Consider the following 24,481-nt stretch of genomic DNA (forward strand, 5'->3'; position numbering starts at 1 on the left):
ATTCAAATTAATTGCTTTTATATACTAAATTGAATGTTCCAAAGGAGCACAAAACACCTTCATAATTTGCATCAACTATTTTATTCGTGGGATCGCATCCTAAAAATTGTTTTTTATTGATATTAATTTTTCTTAGATATTTTTTATTTATATCCCATCTAAATTCATCTTTTTTTGTTTTGAAGCTCCAGCTTAGTTTGTATCCATTTTTTATTTTTATAATATTTGGATCGTTTGCAATAAACGGATATTTTATATCGTCATATGTTGTATATAAATATATTATTTTCATCTCTGCAAAATTCATGTCATACAGAATATAAGATACATTTTGCTCGTATATTCCTTTCATTATTTCAAATGGGGTGCAATATTTTTCAAGTACCATGTGTGAAGATGATGCATCAATAACGCGAATGTAATATTTCCGGCAATAATCTTTTTCTTGGGAGTAAGTATTGCCAAAATCAAATACTTGTTTAAATCCAGGTTTTTTTATTTCAAAATATCCTTTTCCTGGATAAAACTGAATGGTTAATCCGATTGATTTTATAAGTGGAATAAGTAATTTTATTTTTTCAGTTTCAAGAGAGTAGATGCGAGTATCTTTAAAGCTTCTGGTGTCAGATTCAGATTCTTTTATATATTTTAAATGCCCATCTATTTTAATATTATTTATCTGAATTTCTTTGCAAATATCTGATATGCAATTATCAATATAATTCGGCGCATTATTTTCTTGTGAGAATGAATTATTAAATATAAAAAAATATATAAAAATTATATATATAATATTAAACATATTTTTTTACCTCATTTATATTTGTGCAGTGGCTAATAAATGGTAAGGGATCTGCCCTCTTTGCTAATCCTTTTGGCATCAGTGGTGGCTCTATTAAAACTTCAAAATGTAAATGACCTCCTTGCTTAATAGTTTTCATTTTATAAGCGCCCCCAGTTGTTCCTGTTTTTCCGATTTTATCTCCAGCATTAACTTTAATAAATTTTTTATTTTTAGGAATCTCATATTCATATTCACTTAAGTGTGCATAAGCAAAACCTATTACTTTTGTATTTCCTTTATTCCCATTCGTTTCATGTATTTTTTTAACTAAACCTGCCTTGTCTGGTGGAAGATCATTAATGCTCACTAGAAGAATGAGTCTGTCGCCATAATCTTTCGTATCCCCTTTAATACCTGGATACATCGTAATTGTTCCATTGGCAACCGCAATAATCGGCGTTCCCGTGTCTGCGGCTAAATCAATACCTTGATGTAATCTTTTCCCTTTTTTTCTAGTCATGCCAAATAAGCCTCCTTTTAGGTCGGCGAGCGCTTGATCCCGAATCGTACAAACCTCCAGCGGATCAAACCATTTCGATTCATCGTCGCTGTGACTTGCCGCCACAGATTCCGTTTGTGCCGTTGCCGATACTTCTGTCGAGGGTGCGACACCAGGTCCCGATTGTGGCGCAGCGGCAGGTGTCGGTTTGGCGGGGGAATGCGCAGGCGGTACAGCCGGTTTTTTTACCGCCGGCGCGCTTGGTGCTGGATGCTTTGCCGCGACGGCTTTGCGTGGTGCCGGTTTGGGGATTAAGGGTTGCGCGCATATATCGGCAATGATTTCTGTTGTAGTCCGCACGGGTTTGGCGGATTTGTCGATGTCCTTGACCATAAAATGTCGGACATTGATATGGGTGTCCGTGTGCGTGTAAAGCCAGCCCTTGTAAGCCGCGAGGGGGTCGGAACCATACTGTTTGATGTACTCCTGTGTCCGGGTCTCACTTTTTCCTAATTGCCCTTTCAAGCGTGTGGTGGCTTCCTTGGCGTCGTAGGGATTGTCTTTCGACAATAGACGGGCCAATCCACCGACTCCTTCATGGTGCAAGAGATAGGCAATTTTGGCTTTTTCGTCCGGCGGCAAACCGGATACGGCAATCCGACTCGATTTTTCAAATTGCTCCAGGTTGGCTTTGGCATAGACGGCGGCCGCATCGATGGCGTATTTGGCTTCCAGTCTTTTTTCCAGCAACTCTTTTTCTGTCAGGCCTTTGCAATCCTTGCAAAGCTGCGAGGCCGTATTGTTAAAGACGGCTTTCCATGCGGGGACAAAAAACTGCGCCAGTCCCTGCGGCCTGCTCGGAAATTGTTCATTGCTGCGTTCGTCCCAAGCCCCAGACGAATCTTTCTTACGTGCTTCCGCATCGATCATTGCCGCCAACGCCTGGGGGCTCAGGCCGTGTTTGGCCGCGGCGATCAGATCGGCGCGGAAGGGCTCGTTTCCCGGGCACAGCAGCAGGTTGTTATCCGTATGGACGGTGGCGACGACATGCACCGGTTTGCCGTCTTCGATGCGCGTTTGTGCCTGCGCTAGCTTGCCGCCGGTTTTGTCGGCCTTGCTGGCGGTCTGGGATTTCACTGCTTCAGCGCTGGTGTTGGCCGTCCCTTTTTTTGGTAAGAGATTGCCCTGGACTTTGACTTTGCGGGACTGGATAGACAGTACCCGCTCACCAATGGGGAGCAAGGTTTGATCCATGACTTGCACCATTTTTTTGCTGAGGTCTTCGATCCAGATTTTCAGGCCCTGTGCATGGTCGGCAATCTGGAGCATCAGCGGCTTGTCCTTGCTCAGGATATGCGTCTCTTTTTTCCCGTCGTGTTCGACCATCACTTTTTTGGGAGTGAATTCGGTCGCATCCAGTGCCTTGAATTTCACTTTCAATATTGTGTCGGGATCCTGATCTGTTTCGCCGGGAAGGTGCAATTTCTGGCCGATTCTTAAGGCGTGAATGTGCCGTCCCTTCAATTTATTGGCAAACGCTAAGGCTTCTACGCTGGTTTGATAGCGCTTCGCAATTTTCCACAGGCTGTCGCCTTTTTTTACGATGTATTCCTGCACTCCGATCTCCTTTCTATTTACCTTGCGACACATGCAATAGCGTTGATTCCGCTAGTCCCGACTTCATCCTAAGTTTCTCGGAATGATCAGCCCGTCGGTGGGATGTTCTTCCAGCGTGTCGTGGCCGATATCGAATTCCTCTTCCTCATCGTCTTCCACCATTTCTTCGTGGAAATGCGCATTCCAGCCTTCGTAGCCGACCAATGCCTGATATGGTTGGTTGTGTTCGGCTTCCAGTTCCGATGTCTCTCCTCCGCCTCCCAGCTCTTTATGCGCAAGTTGATGGTCTTGTTCTTTGTCAGTATCAAAAAAGTTCACCATCGCGTCTTTTAACGCAAGACCTGCCGCGCTATGCGCCAGCACTGAAATGACGTGCGGCCCCTCTTGCCTTACTTTGGTCAGTGGAATATCGGCGACCAAACTCTTGGGGCCGGTAAGGCTATGCGAAGCCGCATGCGCCACAAACCCGCCATTCGTGCCATGTTCAATCCCGCCTGCGTTGAGCCGGACATAACTTCCCCCGCCATTGATCACGACCTCTTCCTTGGCCGTGATGCTGATGCGGTTGGCGGTTTGCGTGATTTCCAGCTTGGCCAGCAAATTGATGCTGTTCGAGAGTGCCTGCAAGTCGATATCGCCGGCGGCAGCCACCATCTTCATTCCCGCCTTGTGGACGAAGAGCCGGAAGGCCTGCCGGACGCTGGCGAACAGATTGCCGCCATTGGCGATGGACAGGTCTTTGCCCGTGGTCAGTACCGTGTGCTGATCGCTCGTGATGTGGGTGGAATCGTGCGTGGTGGTGGCAATTCCGGCGGCACTGGACAGCACCAGATGCGGGTCGCGCAGTTCCGGGAAACCGGCTTCCGTGCCAACGCCGCCCCGGATGGCATCGCTTTGTTCTTTGAGCGCGCGCAAGACCTCGCTGTGTTGACTATCGCTATCCCTTGCGCCGTGCTGCTGCGCCAGATCGGATAGCGCGACATGCTGTTCGCGCTGCGCATTGAGGCGTTGCACCGTTTCGCCCATGTCTTTGATCGACGACGCCGCGTTCGGGCGTGGTTCGGTGGTGATCAGCAAGCCTTTTCCTGCGCGGGCGACGCCCCATCCGTCGGTGCGCAATTCCCAGCCTTCTCCGCGCGCTTCCTTTCTTCCGTAGTTGTCCTCGATGCGGGTAATAAATCCCAGCGAAAGCTGACTATTCTGGTGATCGCTTTTGAGCTGCGCCTGAATTTGATCGAGCGTGTCGTCGAGAATAAGGTGGTTGCTGCGCCCACTCCCGAAGTTGCTTTTTCCGGGAATCAGTTCGCGGCTGCGCAGGCCCGTTAACGCTTTCTCGCTCGGCAAATTCCAGGGCGGTGGGTTGCAGCCGTTATGCACGCTGCCGAGAATGAGCGGATGGTCGGGGTTGCCATCGAGCCAGGTGACGACGACTTCCTGCCCGGGTCGCGGCAGCGTGTGCAGGCCGTGCATGTTGCCGGCCCACGGTGTGGCCATGCGCACCCAGGCCGAGCTGAGCGGGGTTTTCTTGCCGAGCAAGTCCCAGTGAAATTGCACGCGCAGACGGCCGTATTTGTCGGTGGCGATTTCGCCTTGCTCGTAGCCGACCACCAGTGCGGTCTGCGTGCCGTGGATGCGGGTGTCGTTGCTGCTGTAGCCGGGGCCGGGTCGCCAGACGATGTTTTTGCGGATGCAGTTGAGCGTGTTGCGGTAGTCGGCCGGTTCGTTTTCTTGCAGGTAGTTATTGGTGACGGTGTGACGCACGTCGATGATGAGGAAGCGTTGTTTTTCTTCGCGGACATCAAAGCCCAGCAGATCGCGCAGGCGCGGATGTTTGCGCATCTGGAACCAGCGACCCGGGGCGACGTAGCGGTTGTTGCCGGCCATCGGGTGCTGTTTGGCCTGCGCGTCGGTTTCATCCATGCGATAACGCGCCTGCGTGTCGCCGTAGCCGTTTTGACTATGCTCGCAGCTGTAGGCACCGACGTAGTCGTGGCTTTCTATTTGGGGGACGTTCCTGCCTTGCGCATTGGGGCTCGTGGCCCAGGCTTGATGGCTGGGCAGATGCGCGGTTTTGAAATTGTAGGCGGTGGTGGTGCGGCTGCCGTGAGAGATGGTGCGTCCCGGGCGCCAGGTGTGGATGGCCTCGTGCTGTTCGGCGTCGTTGTCTTCGCTGTGGAAACGGATGTCGGGATTGCGTCCATCGATCGGTTGCGCTTCCTGCGCGGTGTTGTGACACAGCATGAGCTGGTGGCCGCGCTCGGTGTGTTCGTAGCGATAACTGAGACCTAACGCTTCCCAACGGCGATGCAGATAATTGGCATCGGTTTCGTTGAACTGACAGCCCATGTGCATGAGCTTGAGGTAAGCGTGGCCGCTCGGGAACGCATAGCGGTAGTCACAGCGGATGGAGGGGTAGTGACGGAAGATTTCCAGCGCCTGATCGTTGAGGGTCTGGTGACAAAACACGGCGTTGTTCTTGCGCTGGCGAAGAAAAGCCATCCACGGCTTCAACACCATGCGGTAAAACACGACGTTACCTTCGCAGCGCTCGAGGCCGAATTCGAACACGTAGCCGTTGAAGTAACGCAGGCTGCCGTCTTTGCGTTTGAGCGAGAGCGTGACCAGCTTGCCTAGCACCTCAGTCAGAGGAATGCGCGGATCGTCGGACAGGACTTCGACGGTGTAGGTGAAATCGCGGGAAAGGCCTTCGTCGGCGTCGAGACGATTGGGAACAAAGAGCGCGTCGCGCTGGTAGCGTTCGGGGCCGCTCTGGGGGCAGTTGTTATCGGGGAAATCGAGGGTGAGGATGCGTTTGTGCTGGCGGTTGTAGATCCAGCGTTCGAGGTCTTTGATGGGGGGCAGCATGCGGTGGATTCTGTGAAAGAAGAATCCTTGCTAGTCTAGGCATCTGCCAAAAAGCGTCAATCTGTGGGCAATGACTTGTCCGGTAAATGCTCGGTATATTTTTAGGGCCTTACCGCGATCCGAGCAGCGCATTCAGAAGTGCCGAATGATTTCGGAATGGATGGGAGTGAATGGCGAGACGGAGGGTCTTGAGGTTGCAGGGCGCGTGGGAATGGTGTGAAAAGTGCTGGTGACCCAGTCTGTCCGTTGGAAGGCTGGCGGTCTGCATTGTTACTTGATGAGCCGCTGATGAATTTAAAAAGCGATATTAAGCATTAATAAGCACTAATAAGCACTAATAAGCACTAATAAGCACTAATAAGCACTGAGGCGCGGGAGCAATTCAGGGAGGCACTTCCCCCCTGAATTTGCTGCCCGCACTACTGCATCAGATGTTTCCTGAAATTACGCTTTCTTCACCCACGCCACACACCAGCCCTTGGCGCTGACCAGCTTGCCGCCAAATGCGCCGCAGGGGCCGGTCGCTTCGCCTGCTTTGCCTTGATACAACTGGCAACCGCTACAGACGCGGCCGCTGACGTAGGCCGGGGCTTTCTTGATATCGACTTTGGTCGCGTCGGCTTTGTAACCGAGGGCGACGGCGGTCGGATCGGTTTCTGCCAGCTTGGCGGCTTGCGCGGTGGCGTTGCGGGCAATGCCCAGTGCCAGGACGCTGGCGGGGAGGGCGTTTAAAAATGAGCGACGAGTAAGCATGGTGGGCTTTCTGTGGTGGGTTGAATAAAGACCTTAGGGAATCTAGGCTTATATTCAAATATTGTCTAGTGCTGACTCGATATAATATAGAATAAACGGTTCAATGCCGGTTCATGGCAATAAAACAACTACTTAACCCCGGTTCAATATGGCGGAAATTCCTTCTTTTGTGACAGATGCTGACTCCGGCGATAGCAGCGACGCCTTTGCGGTCGGGGCTTATCGCAGCGGGGTAGCGGCTCGTCTGGCGGGTTTGTCGGTGGAGACTTTGCGCGTGTGGGAGCGACGCTACAGCGTTTCCGCGCCGCAGCGTTCTGCCCATGGACAGCGCCTGTATTCGGGCGAGCAGGTGCGTCGTCTTGGTCTGATCAAGAGACTGGTCGACCAGGGTCACCCTATTGGCGCGCTGGCGGCTTTGTCGTTCGCTCAGCTGGCGCAGCTGGAGTTGCCCCATGCGGTGGAGGTCAGCGCCCCGGCGTACCCGATGCGGGTAGCTCTGGTGGGGACGGCGCTGGTGCGGCGCATGGCGACCGGCGGACGCGGCAATCTGGCATTTGATGTGTTGCGTACTTGTGACAATCTGGATGGCGCGGCGCAGGCATTGAACGGGGTTCAGGTCGATGTGTTGTTGATCGAACTGTCGGAGCTGGCTGAGTCGGCCTTGTTGCAGATCGGTGAGGCGCGACAGGCTGTCGGGGCGGCCGCGGTAGTGGTGCTGTATCGCTTTTGCGCCAGTGTAACGATTCGTCAGCTACGTTCCCAGGGGTATCTGGTGGCCCGGGTTCCGCCTGATCTGGAAGAAATTGTTTTATTGTGTGAAACCGCGCTGGCGGCGCACCCGTCGGCGGTAGTGGTTGCGCGGGGTGCCGGGGCTGTGCCGGGACCGCGCCGTCTGGATGAGCAGGCATTGACTGAACTGATGGCGGCAGGTAATAAGGTGGAATGCGAATGTCCGCGTCATCTGTCGGAAATTTTACTCATGCTCGGCAGTTTTGAGCGTTACAGTGCGCAGTGTGGTGCAAGTAATCCGTACGATGCCTTGTTACATCAGGATATGTTGCTGGCCGCAGGCCAGGCGCGTGAAATACTGGAGTTTGCGATGGAGCGGCTGGCACGTGCCGAAGGTTTGCCGTTGCCGGTCATGCGGCCTCCGGGCATCGCATGAAACTGCGATATTGATGCTTAATTCGCCGTAGGGAATCTGCCGGTGTCTGCCTGACAGCAGACTGCGGCGCAAAAGTGAAGCTTGTTGTGTATTTTGTATCTTGTATCTATTTTAAGGAACCCGCATGTCATCTGATTTGACACCTGAATTCAAGGCCGTGAACGTGCCGGTATCGCAGCGTATTCGCGAACGGCTGGTGGCGGATAAAAAACGTTTCCATGCCAATGACAATATCGCCGATTACATTGAGCCCGGCGAACTCGATGCCTTGCTGGCGGAAGTGAGCGGCAAGCTGCAGGGCGTTCTGGAAAGCCTGGTCATCGATACCGCCAGCGACCACAATACCCACGACACCGGTCGCCGTGTAGCCAAGATGTTCATCAACGAAGTGTTTAACGGACGCTATGTTCCGATGCCGCCAGTGACGGAGTTTCCCAACGCCGCGCATCTGAACGAGCTGATGATCATCGGCCCCATCACAGTGCGCAGCTCCTGTTCCCATCATTTATGCCCGGTGATCGGCAAGGTGTGGATAGGCGTGATGCCAAACGAGCATTCGAATCTGATCGGCTTGTCGAAATACGCACGCATTGCCAACTGGATCATGAGCCGTCCGCAGATTCAGGAAGAGGCCGTTGTGCAGTTAGCCGACATCCTTCAGGAAAAAATGCAGCCGGATGGCTTGGCGGTAGTGATGGAAGCCGACCATTTCTGCATGCAGTGGCGAGGTGTCAAGGACATGGGCGCGCAGATGGTCAACAGCGTGATGCATGGTTCGTTCCAGAAAAATCCGTCGTTGCGGCGCGAGTTTCTCTCATTAATCAAACGTTAATTGAAAAAGGCCATCATGCTAGTTCGACTCTTATACGCCAGCCGCGCCGTCGGGACTTCGTTTGCTTCCGATTTGCAGGACATCATGCAGCACTCGCGTTCCAATAATCCGGCGCGTGGCATTACCGGCATTCTTTGCCATAGCGATGAGGTGTACATGCAGGTGCTTGAAGGTGGGCGCGATGCGGTCAACACGCTGTACTCCAAGATTTTGCGCGATCCGCGCCATACCGATGTCGTGCTGCTGCACTACGAGGAAATCAACGAACGCCGCTACGCCGGGTGGACCATGGGTCAGGCCAATCTGGGCAAGATCAATGTCTCGACTCTGCTGCGCTATTCCGAATTGCCGGAGCTCAATCCGCACCGTATGTCGGGTAAAAATTCGCTGGCAATGATTGACGATCTGATGGCGGCTGCCGCCATCGTGGGGCGCTCCTGAACGTGGCGCCGGTCATTCCGGCGCCGCGGCTCAATCCCGACAAGCTGTTCAAGAGTAAATGGACCGCCGTCACGCCCGCCAATAAAGAAAAGCATTTCATCGTGACCCGGGTATTTCTGCCGGAACCTCCTGCGACCGCAATCGAACTCATCGAGCTGGAGGCGGTGCATTCCGGGCGCAGTTTCAGCCTGCACTGGCGCGAACTTACCGACACGCTTCAGTGGCGGCAGGGCTGGCTCTAGCAGCCTGTCGATTCACCTGCGCATTCCCCCTTGCGTACTTCCCCTTGGGAATGGCATCAATCAGGAAAAATGGTATGACTCCAACACTTCATTTCGCCGTGATTGGCGCAGGGCTGGCCGGTTTGTCCTGCGCCGCTGCGCTGCAAAAAGCAGGCGTTCAGATCAGCGTGTTTGAAAAGAGCCGCGGTCCCTCTGGTCGCATGAGCACACGCCGGAGCGACGATGGGCAGTGCGATCATGGCGCGCAGTATTTCACCGCGCGCAGTCCCGCATTTAGTGCCGAAGTGGCGCGCTGGAAAGAAGCCGGCGTCGCTGCATTGTGGACGCCGAAATTGCATGCCTACGATGGCAAGACGACGACGCCGATGAACTCATCAATAGAGCGATTCGTCGGCGTGCCGGCAATGAATTCAGCGGCCGGCTGGCTGGCGAAGACACTGACGGTGTGCGCCGGTATCACGGTGCGGCAATTGCATCCTCATTCGGACGGCTGGCAGATTGAATCCGCCGAAGAGGGTTTGCTCGATACCCATTTTGACGCAGTCATACTGGCCATACCCGCACCACAGGCGGCGGCATTGCTGCCGCAATCCGCCACTGCGCTGGCGGCGATCGCAACAAGCGCCACCATGCGGCCTTGCTGGTCGCTGATGTTGCGTTTCGATGAGCCCATCGGTTTGCCGTTTGACGCCGCTTTCGTCAATCAAGGCCCGTTACGCTGGGTTGCCCGTGATACCAGCAAACCCGGTCGCAGCGGCAAAGAAACCTGGCTCTTGCATGCCACCGCTGAGTGGAGCGAAGCGCATCTGGAACAAGCTGCTGGCAGCATCGCGGCAGACTTGCTGGCGGCTTTTTCCCAACTGGGCGGCACCGTGCCGCACACCTGGACCGCGCACCGCTGGCTGTATGCCAGCACCGAGTCGGCAGTAGCGGGAGGTTGCGCATGGCAGGCCGACGCGGGACTTGGTCTGTGCGGCGACTGGCTCCACGGCGGCAAGGTCGAGGGGGCTTGGCTGAGCGGTCAGGCACTGGCGCGCAAGATGGTGGAATCCTTCGGTCTGCCACTGGACGTAGCAAGCTAGTTCCCCGGCAAAATGGCTGCGCATGAGATGTTGACGTTGGCTTCTTCTTTTGCTCATTGGCAACATCAATGTGGGATTGACGTTACCATGGTCTTTTCACGGCAGGCGCAAACGGCCTGTCTTTTCGGCCATAAAGGAATAATCTCATGATCAAATCAACAGGATATGCGGCGCAGGCAGCCGATAGCGGATTAGCACCATTTTCTTTTGAGCGCCGCGATCCCGGCGCACACGATGTGCAAATCGAAATCCTGTTTTGCGGGGTATGCCATTCGGACTTGCATACGGTCCGCGACGAATGGCATAACGCCATTTTTCCGGTCGTGCCAGGACATGAAATTGTCGGTCGCGTCACAGCGGTCGGCTCGCATGTGAAGAAATTCATGGTCGGCCAGATTGCCGGCGTTGGCTGTATGGTGGATTCTTGTCAGCATTGCGGCAGCTGCGACGAAGGACTCGAACAGTATTGCGAAAATGGCTTTACCGGCACCTACAACGATCCGGAAAAGCAGACTGGCGGCCAGACTTACGGCGGCTATTCAAACAATATCGTGGTCAATGAAAACTTCGTTTTGCATGTCTCGGAAAAACTCGACCCGGCTGCTGCTTCACCCCTGCTGTGCGCGGGTATCACCACGTTTTCCCCGCTGCGCCACTGGAAAGTCGGCCCAGGACACAAGGTCGGTATCGTTGGTCTGGGCGGTTTGGGCCACATGGGCGTCAAACTGGCGCATGCCATGGGCGCGCATGTCGTCCTGTTCACAACCTCGGTCAGCAAAAAAGCCGATGCTTTGCGACTCGGTGCCGACGAAGTCGTCATTTCCAAAGATCCGGAACAAATGGCGGCGCATCTCAACAGCTTCGATTTCATTCTCAATACCGTGGCCGCTTCACATGAGCTGGACGCGTTTTTGGTCCTGCTCAAGCGCGAAGGCACCATGACGCTGGTGGGCGTGCCTGAATTCCCGCATCCGTCTCCTTCGGTGGCGAATCTGATTTTCAAGCGCCGTCATCTGGCCGGTTCCCTGATTGGCGGTATTGCGGAAACACAAGAGATGCTCGACTTTTGCGCCGAGCATGGCATTACTTCCGATATCGAACTGATCGACATTCAAGATATCAATCAGGCCTACGAAAGAATGCTCAAGAGCGACGTCAAATACCGCTTCGTGATCGACATGGCATCGCTGACAAAGGAAAAGAAGGCTGCCTAAGACGGCCTAAGGGCGACAGGCGAGGCGCTGCCCCCGTCGGCCGTATCTTTATTCTGATCCCCGCAGTACCCAAGGCTTGCACGACTTTGCGTTGTGCAAGCCTTTTTGCTGCGCGCTCGCTTTTAAAAATTCTTGCTGGAGGGGGTGAATTATCTTCGATAGGCACCTGCCAGACTCCCATTATTATTTTCCTCGTAGAACTTCACTTTGCGCCTGCAGGCGCGGGCTTTTAGCGTATCCGTCAAAACCCGGCGAGCGTGGCGTCGTCGCTGATGTTGCCGATATTGCTGACGAGTACGCTTCATTTCAGGAGGAAACATGAGCACCATTTCGGAGAACGGGAATCCCTTTTCGCCAGCTGTTTTTCAGGCAATCGAGAGCAGTGGAAAAAAAGACAGTCCGGCGGCGAGTCGCCTGACAAATCGGGACGCGGCTTCGGCCTCCGCCACGAGGGGGACAACAGAACAGCCTTATACCGTAGCGGATGGAAATGCATTTGACGTGCTGGCAGCAGCGATCCGTAGTCCTGCCATGGAAATGCAGTGGAATGATGACGCCTCCTTCATGGCGTCCAAGCTGGCATCGCTGCAAGCGGGCGGCAAACTGTCGCAGAACGATCTCTACCGGACGATGGCGATGCTGGATCAATGGGACATCATGAACTCCGGCGACGAGTTGTACGCCCGGCTCGGTTCCCGCCCGGAAAAATCGGTGCAGGCGATGCTCAAAACCGAGGCCCCGCGATTACGGCAACTCATCAACAACCGGCAAGATCTGATCAAGGCCACACCGCTCACAGCCATGCCAGCGCTTCCTCCCAAGATTGCCGCTGCCTTGCCGGGAGCCGAGCTAGCCAAGGCGCGCAAGTATTTCACCAGCGCGGTGTGCGCCCGGTTGTTCGTGAATCAGCATATCGGGGTATTGCAGGAGCGGCTGGCACGCGATTCGCAGACGGTCATGACGGGTTTTCAGTCGATTCTTTCGGCGCAATTTTTTTCAACATTGCCGTCCCCTGCGTCTTTCCCGCGCAAAGAGTCAGAACCAGGACGCGCCGATGGGCGTTTGCAAAAGAGCATGCAAGGTCTGCTGCAATCCACTGCCAGGGAATTCTATGCGCGCTATACGGAGAAGGGAAACAGCGCCGATCTGGACGGATGGATTAAAACTGTGGCCGGAAAAATCACCATGCCTGCCGCCGCGTCGCTGGTGAAGACGCCTTTTTCTGTGCAAATAGCCGAGCAACTGGGCAAAGCGTTTTCGGAAACACCGCTCGATGCGGCCATTTTGCAGACCGCCTTTCCGCATATCTTTAATGATCGCAACAAGCTGATCGCGGCGGCAGAAACCGTTCGCACCGGGCAGCAAACGCACCGGGTTTTTGGTGCGCATATCAGTACCGCGGCCGGTGTGGCGGGGATGGTCGATGGTGGGAAACTATTGGCGGGCGGGGAAGAGCTTCAACCCAAAGATGCCTATACCGCAAGGACGGCCATTTCTAACGGGGTGGTGTATTTGTTTGTCGGACTGGCGCCGCCGGTCGATTACGCTGGGTTCGGAACGGCGAAGGGATTTACTGAAAATTTCAAGGCCGGACTTTCTCCCGCCCTGCAAGCGGGGTGGATGAACGTCAGCCGATCCGTGTCCAATCCCGCCGGAAAAATAGAGAAAGACAGGGCGCTGGCAGAACTCAATACGCTGGTGGTAAAAGAAACCGGTTCTCCTGCGTTCTCATTGAAATTGCAAGGCCGGCGGCTGGTATTCGCCGACGCAACGAGTGCATTGGCGGCGCTGAAAAAAACCGGGCAGAACGTCGGCGGCGGAATGGCGCAGGTCGCCGCCGCTTTATACGGGACGATTCAGGCGGGCGGTTTGCCGGAGACGACGGTAGAGGAAAAAAACTTCAAGGCCAGTGAAATTGCCAAGCAGAGTATCGGCGCAATCGGCAGCAGCAGCCATTTGCTGGCAGCGGGCATCGATACCTTGACGCAGGGTCCCAGGATCGCCCCAAAGGTATTGGGGGCCATAGGCGGTATTGCCACTCTGGGAGGCGGCATCGTGGATATCGGCGCCAATATTGAAAAGCATCTGCATGCGACTTCTTCCGAAGAGCGGCAGGAATATGGCGCGCAGATTGGCACCTCAAGCGCCAATTTTGTGGCGAATGCAGCGGTCGTCGGCGGGACGGTGCTGTTTGCGCCGGTGGCGCTGGCGTCTTTGGTTTTGCCCGATTGGGAGCAGATGCGGCAAGCCGTTAATCTGGGAAAACTACCCGAGGCGCTGCGCAAGCAGGGGCTGGATCAGCGGGCTTACTGGGTACAAAGGAAGTATGTCAAAGCAGCCATCAATGCCGGTACTGGGCCAATAGGCAGTTTCGTGACCTCGCTGGTCAACGGCAGTATCGATGACAATGAAAAGAAATTCATGCGCCAAGGCGGCGTGTTTGCCTACCTGAACGAAGAGAATGCGATCGACCGCAAAGAGAACGAGAAAATCGCCCAGCATGTACTTGGCCTCTACCCGCATATTCAGAAGGTCAATGTCATTACCCTGCGCGACAATGTGTTTGGCATAGGCTCGAAAGACAAGTCCGTTACCAATGCCGCCCCCGTCAATGTTGAACAGAGTTTTCCACAGACCGGTTTCCATCCTGATTTAACAACACCGCAAGCCGTCTGGCCGATCATCGTTGGCTCTGGCTCTTTGGCTTCCGCATTTTCAGCGACAAATCCCTCTCCTTTTAAAGGTCCTCAGTTCGGGCCAGCCGCTTCTTCCGATCCCCGCAGTCCTTTCGATGCGCATGCCGTCTTTATGGAAGGGCCGGCGGCGGGCGTCTTGACCGGTTCTCAAGCATGGCCGATCTATTCCCCGCGCGCCATGCATTCCAGCGTGCCAATGCGCAACGAAGAGAATCTGATTGAGCCCATGTACAAGGGCGATGGTTCCTACTATGCAGCGCGGCCGATTTATCCCCTCGGCGATTTGCCGCCGGCGGGGCAGATGCGGGTGGGGGCCGCGGCAACCCAGTCGACCACGGCCACCATCACCACCATGACGCGTGAGGGAGCGATGGCGAGTCCGCTGACCCGCTTTGTGACCGGAGGTCAGCCGGAGATTGATTTCACCGGTGCGAAAGACGATGGCGCTACGCTCTACCTGATCCGGCGCAGCCTACTGTCCATTCCGGGCAAGGATCAGGCGCTGACGCCAACAACGTCGGCCATTCGCATCGCCGGGCAGGTGGCGCAGGATCACATCCAGGAACTGAGCGTCGATGCACCCAATGAACGTTTGCAGATTTATCGAGGGACGACGTTGCTCGCGTCTGCTGGCCGGTCGGCAGCGTCGCTGCCATCGGCAAGCAAGCCGGTACCGCCGGCACCGGTGTTTTCTCCGCTCGCCCGCTTTCCTCTGGTGCCGGAACGTCAGGTCGTGGCTGCTCCGGGCTATGTCCAGCCGATTCCTTTGATGGTGGGCGCGGTAGCGCACAGCAGTTCTCCCTCCAAGACGGAACCGGAATCGACCGCCGGGACATGGCGGGTAGGCGATACCTTGCTCGGAGGACGTTTTGCGCGCAATCCTGCGTCCAGGTCGAGGGCATGAGGGGGTATTGGCGGGGGTATTGCGCGAATCCTTCAGGCGCAACGGTCGGCTGGCAAGTTCGCTATACTCATGCCGTTACAACGTCCGACCGCCTGACCACGTAAATCGTCTTTCTTCCTTTGTTTAAAAAAACCGGCAGATGCCGGTTTTTTTATGGCGACGAAAACGAAGCGCCCCGCCTCTCCCTTGCTGAAAATGTCTATGTCTTCCCACTCGCCACTCTCCATTACGCCGGGAGACACCGCACTACCCGCCGACGGTTTGCCTTTGCCGCGTCGCTATCTCGCCATGTTTGCGCAACTGACCGCGATCAGCATGGCCGTGCTTGACGGCGGCATCATGAATATCGCGCTGCCGTCGCTGGCGGACCAGTTCGGCAGTTCACCTTCGCATACGATCTGGATCGTGACCGCGTATCAATTGGCGCTGGTCGGTGCGCTGTTTCCCTTGGCGGCGCTGGCGGAGTCGCTGGGTTATCGGCGCATGTTCATTTTCGGCATCGTGACTTTCATGCTGGCGTCGCTGATGTGCGCGCTGTCGCCGGGTTTGTCGTGGCTGGTGGCGGCGCGGCTGTTTCAGGGGCTGGGGGCGGCGGCGGTGATGTGCGTGAGCGCTGGTCTGGTGCGGCATATGTATCCGCTGGCGCAGCTCGGGCGCGGCATCGGTTTTAACGCCCTGTGTTCGGCCTTGTGCAGCGCGCTGGGTCCGACTCTGGGGGCGAGCATACTGGCGTTTTCCGACTGGCCGCTGCTCTTTCTGATTAATTTGCCGCTGGGTGTGGCGGTGCTGATGAGCTGCCGTGCCTTGCCGGAGGTACCCGGCGTGCGGCGCCGGGTTGATGCGCTCAGCAGCGGTTTGAATGCACTGATGTTCGGTCTGATTGTCATCGCGGTGGATCGCTTGCAGGAGGGCTTCTGGCTGCCGCTCCTTCTGGTTGCCGTGGCGGCGGTCTGCGGGTTATGGCTGGTGCGTCGCGAGTTGCCGAATACTACGCCGCTGATTCCCTTGGATCTGCTGCGCAGTCCGACTTTCCGGCAAAGTGTGATTGTGTCGATTTGCATATTTACCGCGCAGATGATGACGTTCATCGCCCTGCCTTTTTATCTGCAGCATCAATTGGGCTTCAATGCGCTGTACACCGGGCTGCTGTTGACGCCCTGGTCGCTGGCGGTGGCTTGCGCGGCGCAACTGGCGGGGCGGATGGCGAACCGGCATTCGCCTTCGCTGTTGTGCGCTGGGGGTGCGGCGGTGATGGCGCTGGCCTTGATCTGCGCCGGCTTGTGGCCAGCGCAGTACGCATTGTGGCCGCTGCTGTTGTGCATGATTGTGGGTGGAGCGGGCTTTGGATTTTTTCAGGTGCCGAATAATCGCACCATGCTGCTCTCGGCACCGGTGGCCAGAAGCGGTGCTGCCGGCGGCATGCAAGCCACGGCGCGTCAGTTCGGTATGGCGGTCGGTGCGGCCTTGATGGCCTTGCTGTTTAGCGGCGCGCCGTCTTATGCGGCCAGACTGGGTTTGGGCATCGGCGGTTTGTTTGCCATTGCCGCCTGCCTGGCCAGTTTGCGCAACGAACGGTATGCCCGGCTGGCACGGGCGGCGGCGACGGTAAGTTATCATTCAGAGCGATAAACAAGAACAGATTAACGGAGACCGCATGTCCAGTCCGCTACAGGGAATACGAGTCATCGAACTCGGACAATTAATCGCCGGGCCTTTCGCCAGCAAGATGCTGGGTGAATTTGGTGCCGATGTGATCAAGATCGAAACGCCGCTGACCGGCGATCCGCTGCGTAAATGGCGCTTGTTGCATGAAGGCACCTCGGTCTGGTGGGAGGTGCAGTCGCGCAATAAAAAATCGGTGACGCTGGATTTGCGCCAGCCCGAAGCGCAGGACGTGGTGCGTCGGCTGGTGGCCGAGGCCGATGTGCTGATCGAGAATTTCCGTCCCGGCACACTTGAAGAGTGGGGACTGAGCTGGGAATCGCTGCATGCGCTTAATCCGCGGCTGGTGATGCTGCGGGTGTCCGGCTACGGTCAGACCGGGCCGTATCGTGATCGTCCCGGTTTCGGTGTGATCGGCGAAGCGATGGGCGGCTTGCGCCACTTGAGCGGCGAGCCGGATCGCACGCCGGTGCGGGTGGGCGTGTCGATAGGCGATTCCTTGTCGGCGCTGCATGGCGTGATCGGCGTATTACTGGCGCTGCGCCAGCGCGATCAGAACGGTGGCGATGGGCAGATGATCGACGTTGCCTTGTATGAGTCGGTCTTTAATATGATGGAAAGCCTGCTGCCCGAATATTCGGTCTTCGGCGCGGTGCGGCAAGCGGCGGGCAGCAGCCTGCCGGGGATCGCGCCGAGTAATGCTTACCGCTGCAAGGATGGCAAATTCGCCTTGATCGCGGGGAATGGCGACAGTATTTTCCGACGGCTGATGGAAGTTATCGGACGGCCTGATCTGGCGGTCGAGCCGGCGCTGGCGCATAACGACGGACGTGTCAAGGAGGTGGAGCGGATCGACGCAGCCATCGGTACCTGGACTGCGCAACACGATCTGGAGCGGGTACTGGACGCCTTGAACGGGGGGCGCATTCCGGTCGGGAAAATTTACGATATCGCCGATATTGCTGCCGACCCGCATTATCTGGCGCGCGACATGGTGCTCGACAGTGCGCTGGCCGATGGCACGCCGGTCAAACTACCGGGCATTTTGCCCAAGCTGAGCGCAACACCGGGGCAGGTGCATTCGCCAGCCCCGGCGCTGGGCGCGCATACGGATGAGGTGCTGGCGTCGGTGGGGGTGGATGCCGTTACCCGCGCCGAATGGCGTGAGCGGGGCATCATCTGAGTCGTCTCTGATTCCACTACCGCACGACGCAACCTGTCATTGCACAAAAATTTCTCAACCCGGGAGTGACGCCTTGAACCTGATCGATCATCTGGACCATCTGGTATTGACCTGCATCGACACCGATGCAACTGTCGATTTTTATACCCGCGTGCTGGGCATGCAGCTGGAAACATTTGGGGCGGGGCGCAAGGCTTTTCGCTTCGGTAATCAAAAAATCAATGTGCATGAGCGCGGCAAGGAGTTTGAGCCGAAGGCGCATCTGCCTGTGTCGGGGGCGCTGGATTTGTGTTTCATCGCGAGTGTGCCGCTGAGCGAGGTGATCCTCCATTTAGAGCAGCAGTCCTGGCCTATTGTCGAGGGGCCGGTGGAGAGAACCGGTGCAACGCAAAAAATCCGTTCGGTGTATGTGCGCGATCCCGATCTGAATCTGATTGAAATTTCCGAGTTGCTGCCGGCCGCCTGAGCTTGCCCCGCGACACAGCCTAATCCGGGCATCTTTAGGCGTTTTCGTATAAAACACTTACAATGCCTCAGTCATTGGGGAGTAGTCGCCCTTCTTATAGGGGCTTGCGCCAACATACTTGTCGATCCTGATCGGCATGGTGCAAGCGGCTTCTGGTGTATTTCCGCCCCGCGCGGGACCAGACTTGACAAGACCTTTGACCATGCTGCATCCGGACTGGCCGGGGAGCGGCGTGGTCATTCGTCCTTTGTCCGGCCATGGAGAACCAATTGGAAGCATTCCTCGTATCTACCGGCATTGTGGCGCTCGCTGAAGTTGGCGACAAAACCCAGCTGCTTGCCTTTATCCTCGCTGCAAAATTCCGCAAACCGGTTCCGATTATTCTCGGCGTACTGGTCTCTACCATTGCCAATCATGCGCTGGCCGGTGCCGTTGGCGCCTGGGTCATTGCGCAGATCGGGCCCGAAGCCTTGCGCTGGGTGCTGGGTATTTCTTTCATTGCGATGGCGGGATGGACGCTGATTCCCGATAAATTTGATGAAAAGGATATGAAGCTGGCCCGTTTCGGCGTGTTCGTGACTACCGTGATTGCTTTCTTCATGGCGGAAATGGGCGACAAGACGCAAGTGGCAACGATTGCGCTGGTGGCGCGCTATCACGATTTTTATTCGGTAGTGATGGGGACAACCCTGGGCATGATGGTCGCCAATGTACCGGCGATTTTGCTGGGCGACCGTATTGCCGGTCGGATGCCGGTGCGGCTGGTGCATACCATTGCGGCGCTGATTTTCGCGGTGCTGGGTGTGGCGACGCTGATGGGGGCGGGGAAAGCGCTGGGAGTCTGAGTGCTTGATATCGACTTGCTGCGGTAAAACGCCGGACATCCATCGGCGCACATACGATGCCGGTCATAAAAAAAGCGAGCCATCAATTTTGACGGCTCGCTTTTTTACTACACGGGCGAAAAATCAATATTTCGAATACATCGCCTGAATTTCTTTGGTGTTCGTCGTTTTGGTCAGTGCCAGCATCAGCAGGATTCTGGCTTTCTGCGCATTGAGCGTATCGGAAACCACCAGGTCGAGTTTGTCGTCGTCGGCTTCGCCGTTGCGAGCGACGATGCCCTGACCGACGCGGCTGCTGCGGACAACGACCACGCCTTTTTTACGCGCATCGATGATCGATGGGATGACGGTGCTGGCCAGACTGCCATCGCCCACACCGGCGTGGATGATGCCCTTGGCACCGGCCGCGACAAACGCGTTCAGCGCAACCGGGCCCATGTTGGCGTAACCGTAGACGATGTCGACTTGCGGCAGTGTGTCGAGTTTGGAAATGTCGAATTCAGTATCGACGGTGTTCTTGCGTACCGACTGGCGATAGAAATAAGGCTTGCTGCCCTGGATGTAGCCGAGGAAGCCCAGTTCCGGCGTCTTGAAGGTATCGAGCGTCGAGGTGTTGGTCTTGGTCACTTCGCGTGCGCCGTTGATCTGGTCGTTCAGCGTGACGAGCACGCCTTTGCCGATCGCGTCCTGGCTGCCAGCCAGCAGAACCGCGTTATACAGATTGATCGGGCCGTCCGCACTGATGGCGGTGGACGGGCGCATCGAACCGACGATCACCACCGGCTTGCGGCTCTTGACGGTCAGGTTCAGGAAGTAGGCGGTTTCTTCGATGGTGTCGGTGCCGTGGGTGATGACGATGCCGTCGACATCGCTCTGTGCCAGCAGCACATTGACGCGCTTGGCCAGCTTCAGCCAGTAGTCGTTATTCATGTTTTCGCTGGCGATCTGGAACACTTGCTCGCCCCGCACGTTCGCGACTTTTTTCAATTCCGGCACGGCTTCGATCAAGGCATCGACGCCGATTTTAGCGGCGGTATAACCGACCGTGGTGGTGCTGGTGGCACCGGTTCCGGCGATGGTGCCGCCTGTGGCAAGAATCATGACATTGGGTAGTTTTTGCGCCTGAGCGACAGAAACCAGCATGGCGCAACACAGAATCAGAAATTGACTGGCGATTTTTTTGGATTGCATGACTTTTCCTTTTACATTTTTAAATACTACTGATGGTTCTTGGGTCTCTGATTAATTGGCCGTGCGGTGCAATTTCAAGGCGGCGATATTGGCCGAACTCAAGAAATATGGATGCGATTAATAGATTAATCTTGCCTCCCTTGCCACACTTAATCAAGGCTGTCGTAGCGCGATCACGATAACACCCATCACGGATTGTTAAAAGTCATTTGCCAGGAGATTTCTCAAAGAAAGAGGAGCGTATTTTTTTCTTCGGATAAGTCTCTCTTTTGAGGGGGACTTGAGGGGGACTTGAGCGGCACTCGCTACAAGTAAAGCTTGTAAGGCAGACCGATTGCGTCGGGACGCGGTACCATGAGGCGGCTAGTGCGTTGCGCCGCGCAGTGAGGTATTTTTAAAACTAAATAAAAGGGGCAAGCATGTTTTCAAGCGAACAATTTACCAATGCAGAAGAGGCGGTAGAACGCGTCATCTCCATTTATGAAAGCCATACAGCGTTGCTGCGCGCCGCGTTCGGTCGATTTTCCAGCGGCGAGTTGTTGCCGGCCAGAACCCGCGCCTGTTACCCCTTTGTGCGGATTGCCACTGAAAAAGCGACACACGCTGATACCCGGCAATCCTTCGGTTTTGTGGCGGGTCCCGGTGTTTATGAAACTACGCTCACGCAACCGGTTTTATTTAAGACTTACCTGCTCAATCAGTTCCAGCATCTGCTCGATAACCACGGCGTGCCGCTGGAAATCGGTGTCAGCGATTTGCCGATCCCGGTACATTTTGCGTTTGCCGAGGGCATTCATGTCGAGGGTGATCTCGATCCTGAGCATTTGCGCAATTTGCCTGATTTGTTCGATCTTCCCGACCTGTCAAAAATGGATGATCGCATCGTCAATGGCACCTTCGAAATGGAGCACGACAGCGGTTATAGCGGCAAGCATCCCTTGGCATTATTTACCGCGCCGCGCGTCGATTATTCGCTGCATCGTCTGCGGCACTACACGGCAACTTCGCCGGATCAATTCCAACGCTATGTGCTGTTTACCAACTACGCTTTTTATATCGATGAATTCATCCGACTCGGCCGCGAATTGATGGAAGAAACCAGCGACCCAGAGCAGCGCGCCTACCGCAGTCAGTATTGTGCGTTCGTCGAACCGGGTAATGTGACGACCTGGAATGCCAATCATCCGATGCCGGAAGATGCTGTTGTGTCCGGCGTTGCGCCAGCGCGCCAGCCGCAGATGCCGGCTTACCATTTGCAGCGCGTGGACGGTAGCGGCATCACGCTGGTCAATATCGGCGTCGGACCTTCCAATGCCAAGACGATTACCGACCACATTGCCGTACTGCGTCCGCACGGCTGGATCATGCTTGGTCATTGCGCCGGTTTGTCGTCTTCGCAGAGGATGGGCGATTATGTGCTGGCGCACGCCTATGTGCGCGACGATCATGTGCTCGACGATGATCTGCCGCTATGGGTGCCGATCCCGGCGCTGGCGGAAGTGCAGTTGGCCTTGCAGGAAGCGGTGGCCGGCATTACTCAGCTTGAGGGATATGAACTCAAGCGCATCATGCGCACCGGCACTGTGGCGTCGGTCGATGACCGTAACTGGGAATTGCGCGACCATAGAACGCCGCTGTTGCGCTTTAGTCAGAGCCGCGCTATCGCGCTGGACATGGAGAGCGCGACTGTCGCTGCCAACGGTTTTCGTTTCCGCGTGCCTTACGGCACCTTGCTGTGCGTCTCCGACAAACCTCTGCATGGCGAAATCAAATTGCCGGGCATGGCCAATCGTTTTTACGAGCAGCGTGTGGCCCAGCATTTGAAAATCGGCATTCGCGCGCTGGAACTCTTGCGCACGCAAGGCGTCGAGCGTCTGCATAGCCGCAAGCTGCGCAGTTTTGGCGAGCCAGCGTTCCGCTGACAGTTGGTTTGTTTGGGTTTTTTTGCCAGCCGGTGTCCTCTTGCGTAAGTCTTAATAGTAATAATTTTCGCACTCCGTCCGATTGATTTCGCGAAGGGCTATCACTAGACTTTCTTCCATTATTTTTTAATGGGAGTGCCCTATGTTCGTTGCGACTCATGCAGTGCCATACCGGCATGTCGAGCGCCCGGTTGCGTCGTCCGTCACCCCGCTTGCCGCCGGTGCCGCTAGTGTCGCCGGCAGTCGACTGGCCACTTTTTATATCGGCAGCCATCCGGGGAATCTGCCCTTGCCGTCGTCTGCAGAGGCGTCTGCTCCCGCTGTTGGCTGGCAGTGGCTACGTGGGGCGGATCTGGATCGATACCGTGCTGCGGACGTCGGCAGGAGGTCGCCGCTTGCGGAGCGCCTGAATAGTGGAGTGGCAGAGCGGCTCATTGCTGGCGTTGCCTCTTTTTCCGATATGGCGGCAGGACAGGGCAGCGAGAAGCGGACGGTCGATGGCGTCCTCAAGTTCTCCCGGCTGCTGAAGGCAGAGGGTGCCGAAGTCCCGTCAGGTTCGCCGCGCTGGACTCGGCATCCGGCTTTGGATGCCCATGTTTAATCAAGTGGCAGGAAAGGCGGCGCACTCTGCGCGCATGCCTTCATTCTCTTCTCCCGATGAGAAAGCCATACTCGAGAAAGCCATACCCGTCGTGCCGCTCAAGCGGGTCTTGCAATCTGCGCGACAGTCGCCCATGCAATTGCAGATGGATTCGGATTTTCCCTCCAAGACTAGCCACCGTTATGCCGACGGGGCGACGCAGTTCAAGGATCTGCATGCGGGAGCTATGCTTGCCGCTGGCAACCAGGCAGAGAGTAAGGAATGCGCCGAACACAAGTCCGCGCCTCATCTCCCGTCACCTCCCACCTGTCGCTTTATCCCCGGTCGTTATTTCGGAGTCGACAGTCGCTGGCGACTTCACGAGAGGGAAGGTCGGGAGTCCTATTGGGAGCATGACAGTGTCTTGGCTTGTAATTTTTTCCGCGAGCAGTCCAAAGTTCCGGCATCGGTTTCGCAGGCACAAAGTTCGGTGATTTTTTCAAAAGACTGGCATGCAGCGGCGGAAATGGATGCCTTGCCTGCACACCAGCGTCCGGCCGGGCATGTGGTGTCGACCGTTCCTATCGCCAAGGTGGGTAAACTTTTCAATCTGGACGTTCAGATCGATACCAGTGAAATCAGTCCGTCCGAACGGTATTTTCTGAAGCATGCTTACAACGCCATGTGGGATGTCAAGCTGCAACATCTGATCAAGGGCGCGGCGAACCAGCTATTTGATATCGTGGCGACTAACGGACAATCACATCGATTGGGGCAAAGCGCGCGCAGTGATGCGTCGATTGCCAGCAGGGCTATGGCCCTGGCGTATTCCGCCGGATATTGTGATGAATTTGCCAAAATAACCGGCGGCATTCTGAGAGCCGCCGGCATTCCTTCCACTGTCGGCGGCATCTATCAGCTCATGCTTGATGCTAATGGAGTCCTGTCAATCCACCCCTTGCACGCTTATACGCTGGTAGCCGATGTGGTCATGGCGGATGCCTGGCCGGTGCTGCCTTTTCCTGTCTTGTCCCGTTCTCAGGCGGGGTTTGATTATTTTGCCGCGACATTTCAAGAATATCTGCCGAACAGTCTTTATCCGAGTCAGGTAAATGCGGATAACCTCAGGAGTGGACTGGCAGCGAAAGCGATGGTCGACGAGCTCTCTTTCCCCGTCGATTCTGGCGATATTCTTAAAGAATCGCATTTCACTCTGTCCGCCAAAGAACAGCATGGCAAAGAGGGGCGGGCGCATGCCTGGATATTTGATCAAATCATTGGCACCGTTCCGATCGCACATGCTGGTTTTGATCGCATACCCATGCAATATTATGAGTATCTGGAAGCCAATATTGCCGCGGTAAATCAGGTAAAAGAAAAATACGCGGCCCAAAACTTTTTTTTCAACCGCTGCGTTTCTGCCAGTTCCACGTCGTTTTGGAATTCCGGACTTCTTTCTTGACTTATGACGCAGTAAATCCAGTAGAGATTTCTGCGTAGTTTGTATCGGCGTGCTTTTCTCCAACTGATTACGAGAG

General features: G+C 55.6%; 19 protein-coding genes and 1 riboswitch. Of the genes, 14 read left to right on the forward strand and 5 right to left on the reverse strand.

The window, feature by feature from the left end:
• Positions 1-7 precede the first annotated feature (7 nt).
• The 4 genes from RGU70_RS05755 to RGU70_RS05770 form a co-directional block, all read right to left on the reverse strand.
• A complete protein-coding gene (locus tag RGU70_RS05755; protein WP_322208436.1) occupies positions 8-802 on the reverse strand; it encodes a hypothetical protein in 795 nt (264 codons plus the stop codon).
• Positions 795-2,900: a LysM peptidoglycan-binding domain-containing protein gene (locus RGU70_RS05760; RefSeq protein WP_322208437.1), complete on the reverse strand. Its 2,106-nt coding sequence runs from the start codon at positions 2,898-2,900 to the stop codon at positions 795-797. Before RGU70_RS05760 ends, RGU70_RS05755 begins: the two co-directional genes overlap by 8 nt.
• A gap of 63 nt (positions 2,901-2,963) precedes the next feature.
• Complete coding sequence (locus RGU70_RS05765; protein ID WP_322208438.1) at positions 2,964-5,765, reverse strand: type VI secretion system Vgr family protein; 2,802 nt, start codon at positions 5,763-5,765, stop codon at positions 2,964-2,966.
• A gap of 444 nt (positions 5,766-6,209) precedes the next feature.
• Positions 6,210-6,518, reverse strand: a complete 309-nt coding sequence (locus tag RGU70_RS05770; protein WP_322208439.1) for a high-potential iron-sulfur protein — start codon at positions 6,516-6,518, stop codon at positions 6,210-6,212.
• A gap of 148 nt (positions 6,519-6,666) precedes the next feature.
• Here RGU70_RS05770 and RGU70_RS05775 point away from each other — a divergent pair, with 148 nt between their 5' ends.
• From RGU70_RS05775 to RGU70_RS05825, 11 genes are all read left to right on the forward strand, one after another.
• Positions 6,667-7,683, forward strand: a complete 1,017-nt coding sequence (locus RGU70_RS05775; protein ID WP_322208440.1) for a MerR family transcriptional regulator — start codon at positions 6,667-6,669, stop codon at positions 7,681-7,683.
• Positions 7,684-7,807: 124 nt separating this feature from the next.
• Positions 7,808-8,515: a GTP cyclohydrolase I gene (gene folE / locus RGU70_RS05780; RefSeq protein ID WP_322208441.1), complete on the forward strand. Its 708-nt coding sequence runs from the start codon at positions 7,808-7,810 to the stop codon at positions 8,513-8,515.
• A gap of 15 nt (positions 8,516-8,530) precedes the next feature.
• Positions 8,531-8,956 (forward strand): BLUF domain-containing protein, encoded by a 426-nt coding sequence (locus RGU70_RS05785; protein ID WP_322208442.1) that lies wholly within the window; start codon positions 8,531-8,533, stop codon positions 8,954-8,956.
• A gap of 2 nt (positions 8,957-8,958) precedes the next feature.
• The gene (locus tag RGU70_RS05790; RefSeq protein ID WP_322208443.1) at positions 8,959-9,198 is read left to right on the forward strand and encodes a TIGR02450 family Trp-rich protein; all 240 of its coding nucleotides are present in this window, start codon (positions 8,959-8,961) and stop codon (positions 9,196-9,198) included.
• A 74-nt stretch (positions 9,199-9,272) separates the two neighbouring features.
• Entirely contained in the window at positions 9,273-10,280 is a 1,008-nt protein-coding gene (locus tag RGU70_RS05795) for an NAD(P)/FAD-dependent oxidoreductase (RefSeq protein WP_322208444.1), read from the forward strand.
• 146 nt (positions 10,281-10,426) lie between these two features.
• Positions 10,427-11,494, forward strand: coding sequence for an NAD(P)-dependent alcohol dehydrogenase (locus tag RGU70_RS05800; protein ID WP_322208446.1), 1,068 nt, complete (start codon positions 10,427-10,429; stop codon positions 11,492-11,494).
• A gap of 318 nt (positions 11,495-11,812) precedes the next feature.
• Positions 11,813-15,094, forward strand: a complete 3,282-nt coding sequence (locus RGU70_RS05805; RefSeq protein ID WP_322208448.1) for a hypothetical protein — start codon at positions 11,813-11,815, stop codon at positions 15,092-15,094.
• A gap of 201 nt (positions 15,095-15,295) precedes the next feature.
• Positions 15,296-16,723 (forward strand): MFS transporter, encoded by a 1,428-nt coding sequence (locus tag RGU70_RS05810; protein WP_322208449.1) that lies wholly within the window; start codon positions 15,296-15,298, stop codon positions 16,721-16,723.
• A gap of 25 nt (positions 16,724-16,748) precedes the next feature.
• The gene (locus RGU70_RS05815) at positions 16,749-17,939 is read left to right on the forward strand and encodes a CoA transferase (RefSeq protein ID WP_322208450.1); all 1,191 of its coding nucleotides are present in this window, start codon (positions 16,749-16,751) and stop codon (positions 17,937-17,939) included.
• A gap of 73 nt (positions 17,940-18,012) precedes the next feature.
• The gene (locus tag RGU70_RS05820) at positions 18,013-18,405 is read left to right on the forward strand and encodes a VOC family protein (protein WP_322208451.1); all 393 of its coding nucleotides are present in this window, start codon (positions 18,013-18,015) and stop codon (positions 18,403-18,405) included.
• Positions 18,406-18,469: 64 nt separating this feature from the next.
• A riboswitch (yybP-ykoY riboswitch) is annotated at positions 18,470-18,668 on the forward strand.
• A gap of 6 nt (positions 18,669-18,674) precedes the next feature.
• Complete coding sequence (locus RGU70_RS05825; protein WP_322208452.1) at positions 18,675-19,250, forward strand: TMEM165/GDT1 family protein; 576 nt, start codon at positions 18,675-18,677, stop codon at positions 19,248-19,250.
• A 123-nt stretch (positions 19,251-19,373) separates the two neighbouring features.
• Here the strand turns inward: RGU70_RS05825 and RGU70_RS05830 are convergent, their stop codons facing one another.
• The gene (locus tag RGU70_RS05830; protein WP_322208453.1) at positions 19,374-20,441 is read right to left on the reverse strand and encodes a type II asparaginase; all 1,068 of its coding nucleotides are present in this window, start codon (positions 20,439-20,441) and stop codon (positions 19,374-19,376) included.
• A gap of 419 nt (positions 20,442-20,860) precedes the next feature.
• Between RGU70_RS05830 and RGU70_RS05835 the strand changes: the two genes are divergently transcribed.
• The 3 genes from RGU70_RS05835 (at position 20,861) to RGU70_RS05845 (ending at position 24,405) form a co-directional block, all read left to right on the forward strand.
• A complete protein-coding gene (locus RGU70_RS05835; RefSeq protein ID WP_322208454.1) occupies positions 20,861-22,363 on the forward strand; it encodes an AMP nucleosidase in 1,503 nt (500 codons plus the stop codon).
• Between the two features lie 142 nt (positions 22,364-22,505).
• On the forward strand, positions 22,506-22,964 hold the full coding sequence (locus RGU70_RS05840; RefSeq protein ID WP_322208455.1) for a hypothetical protein: 459 nt from the start codon (positions 22,506-22,508) through the stop codon (positions 22,962-22,964).
• Positions 22,957-24,405: a hypothetical protein gene (locus RGU70_RS05845; protein ID WP_322208456.1), complete on the forward strand. Its 1,449-nt coding sequence runs from the start codon at positions 22,957-22,959 to the stop codon at positions 24,403-24,405. Before RGU70_RS05840 ends, RGU70_RS05845 begins: the two co-directional genes overlap by 8 nt.
• Positions 24,406-24,481: the final 76 nt, after the last annotated feature.

The sequence above is a fragment of the Herbaspirillum sp. RTI4 genome (assembly GCF_034313965.1).
Lineage (GTDB): Bacteria > Pseudomonadota > Gammaproteobacteria > Burkholderiales > Burkholderiaceae_D > Herbaspirillum.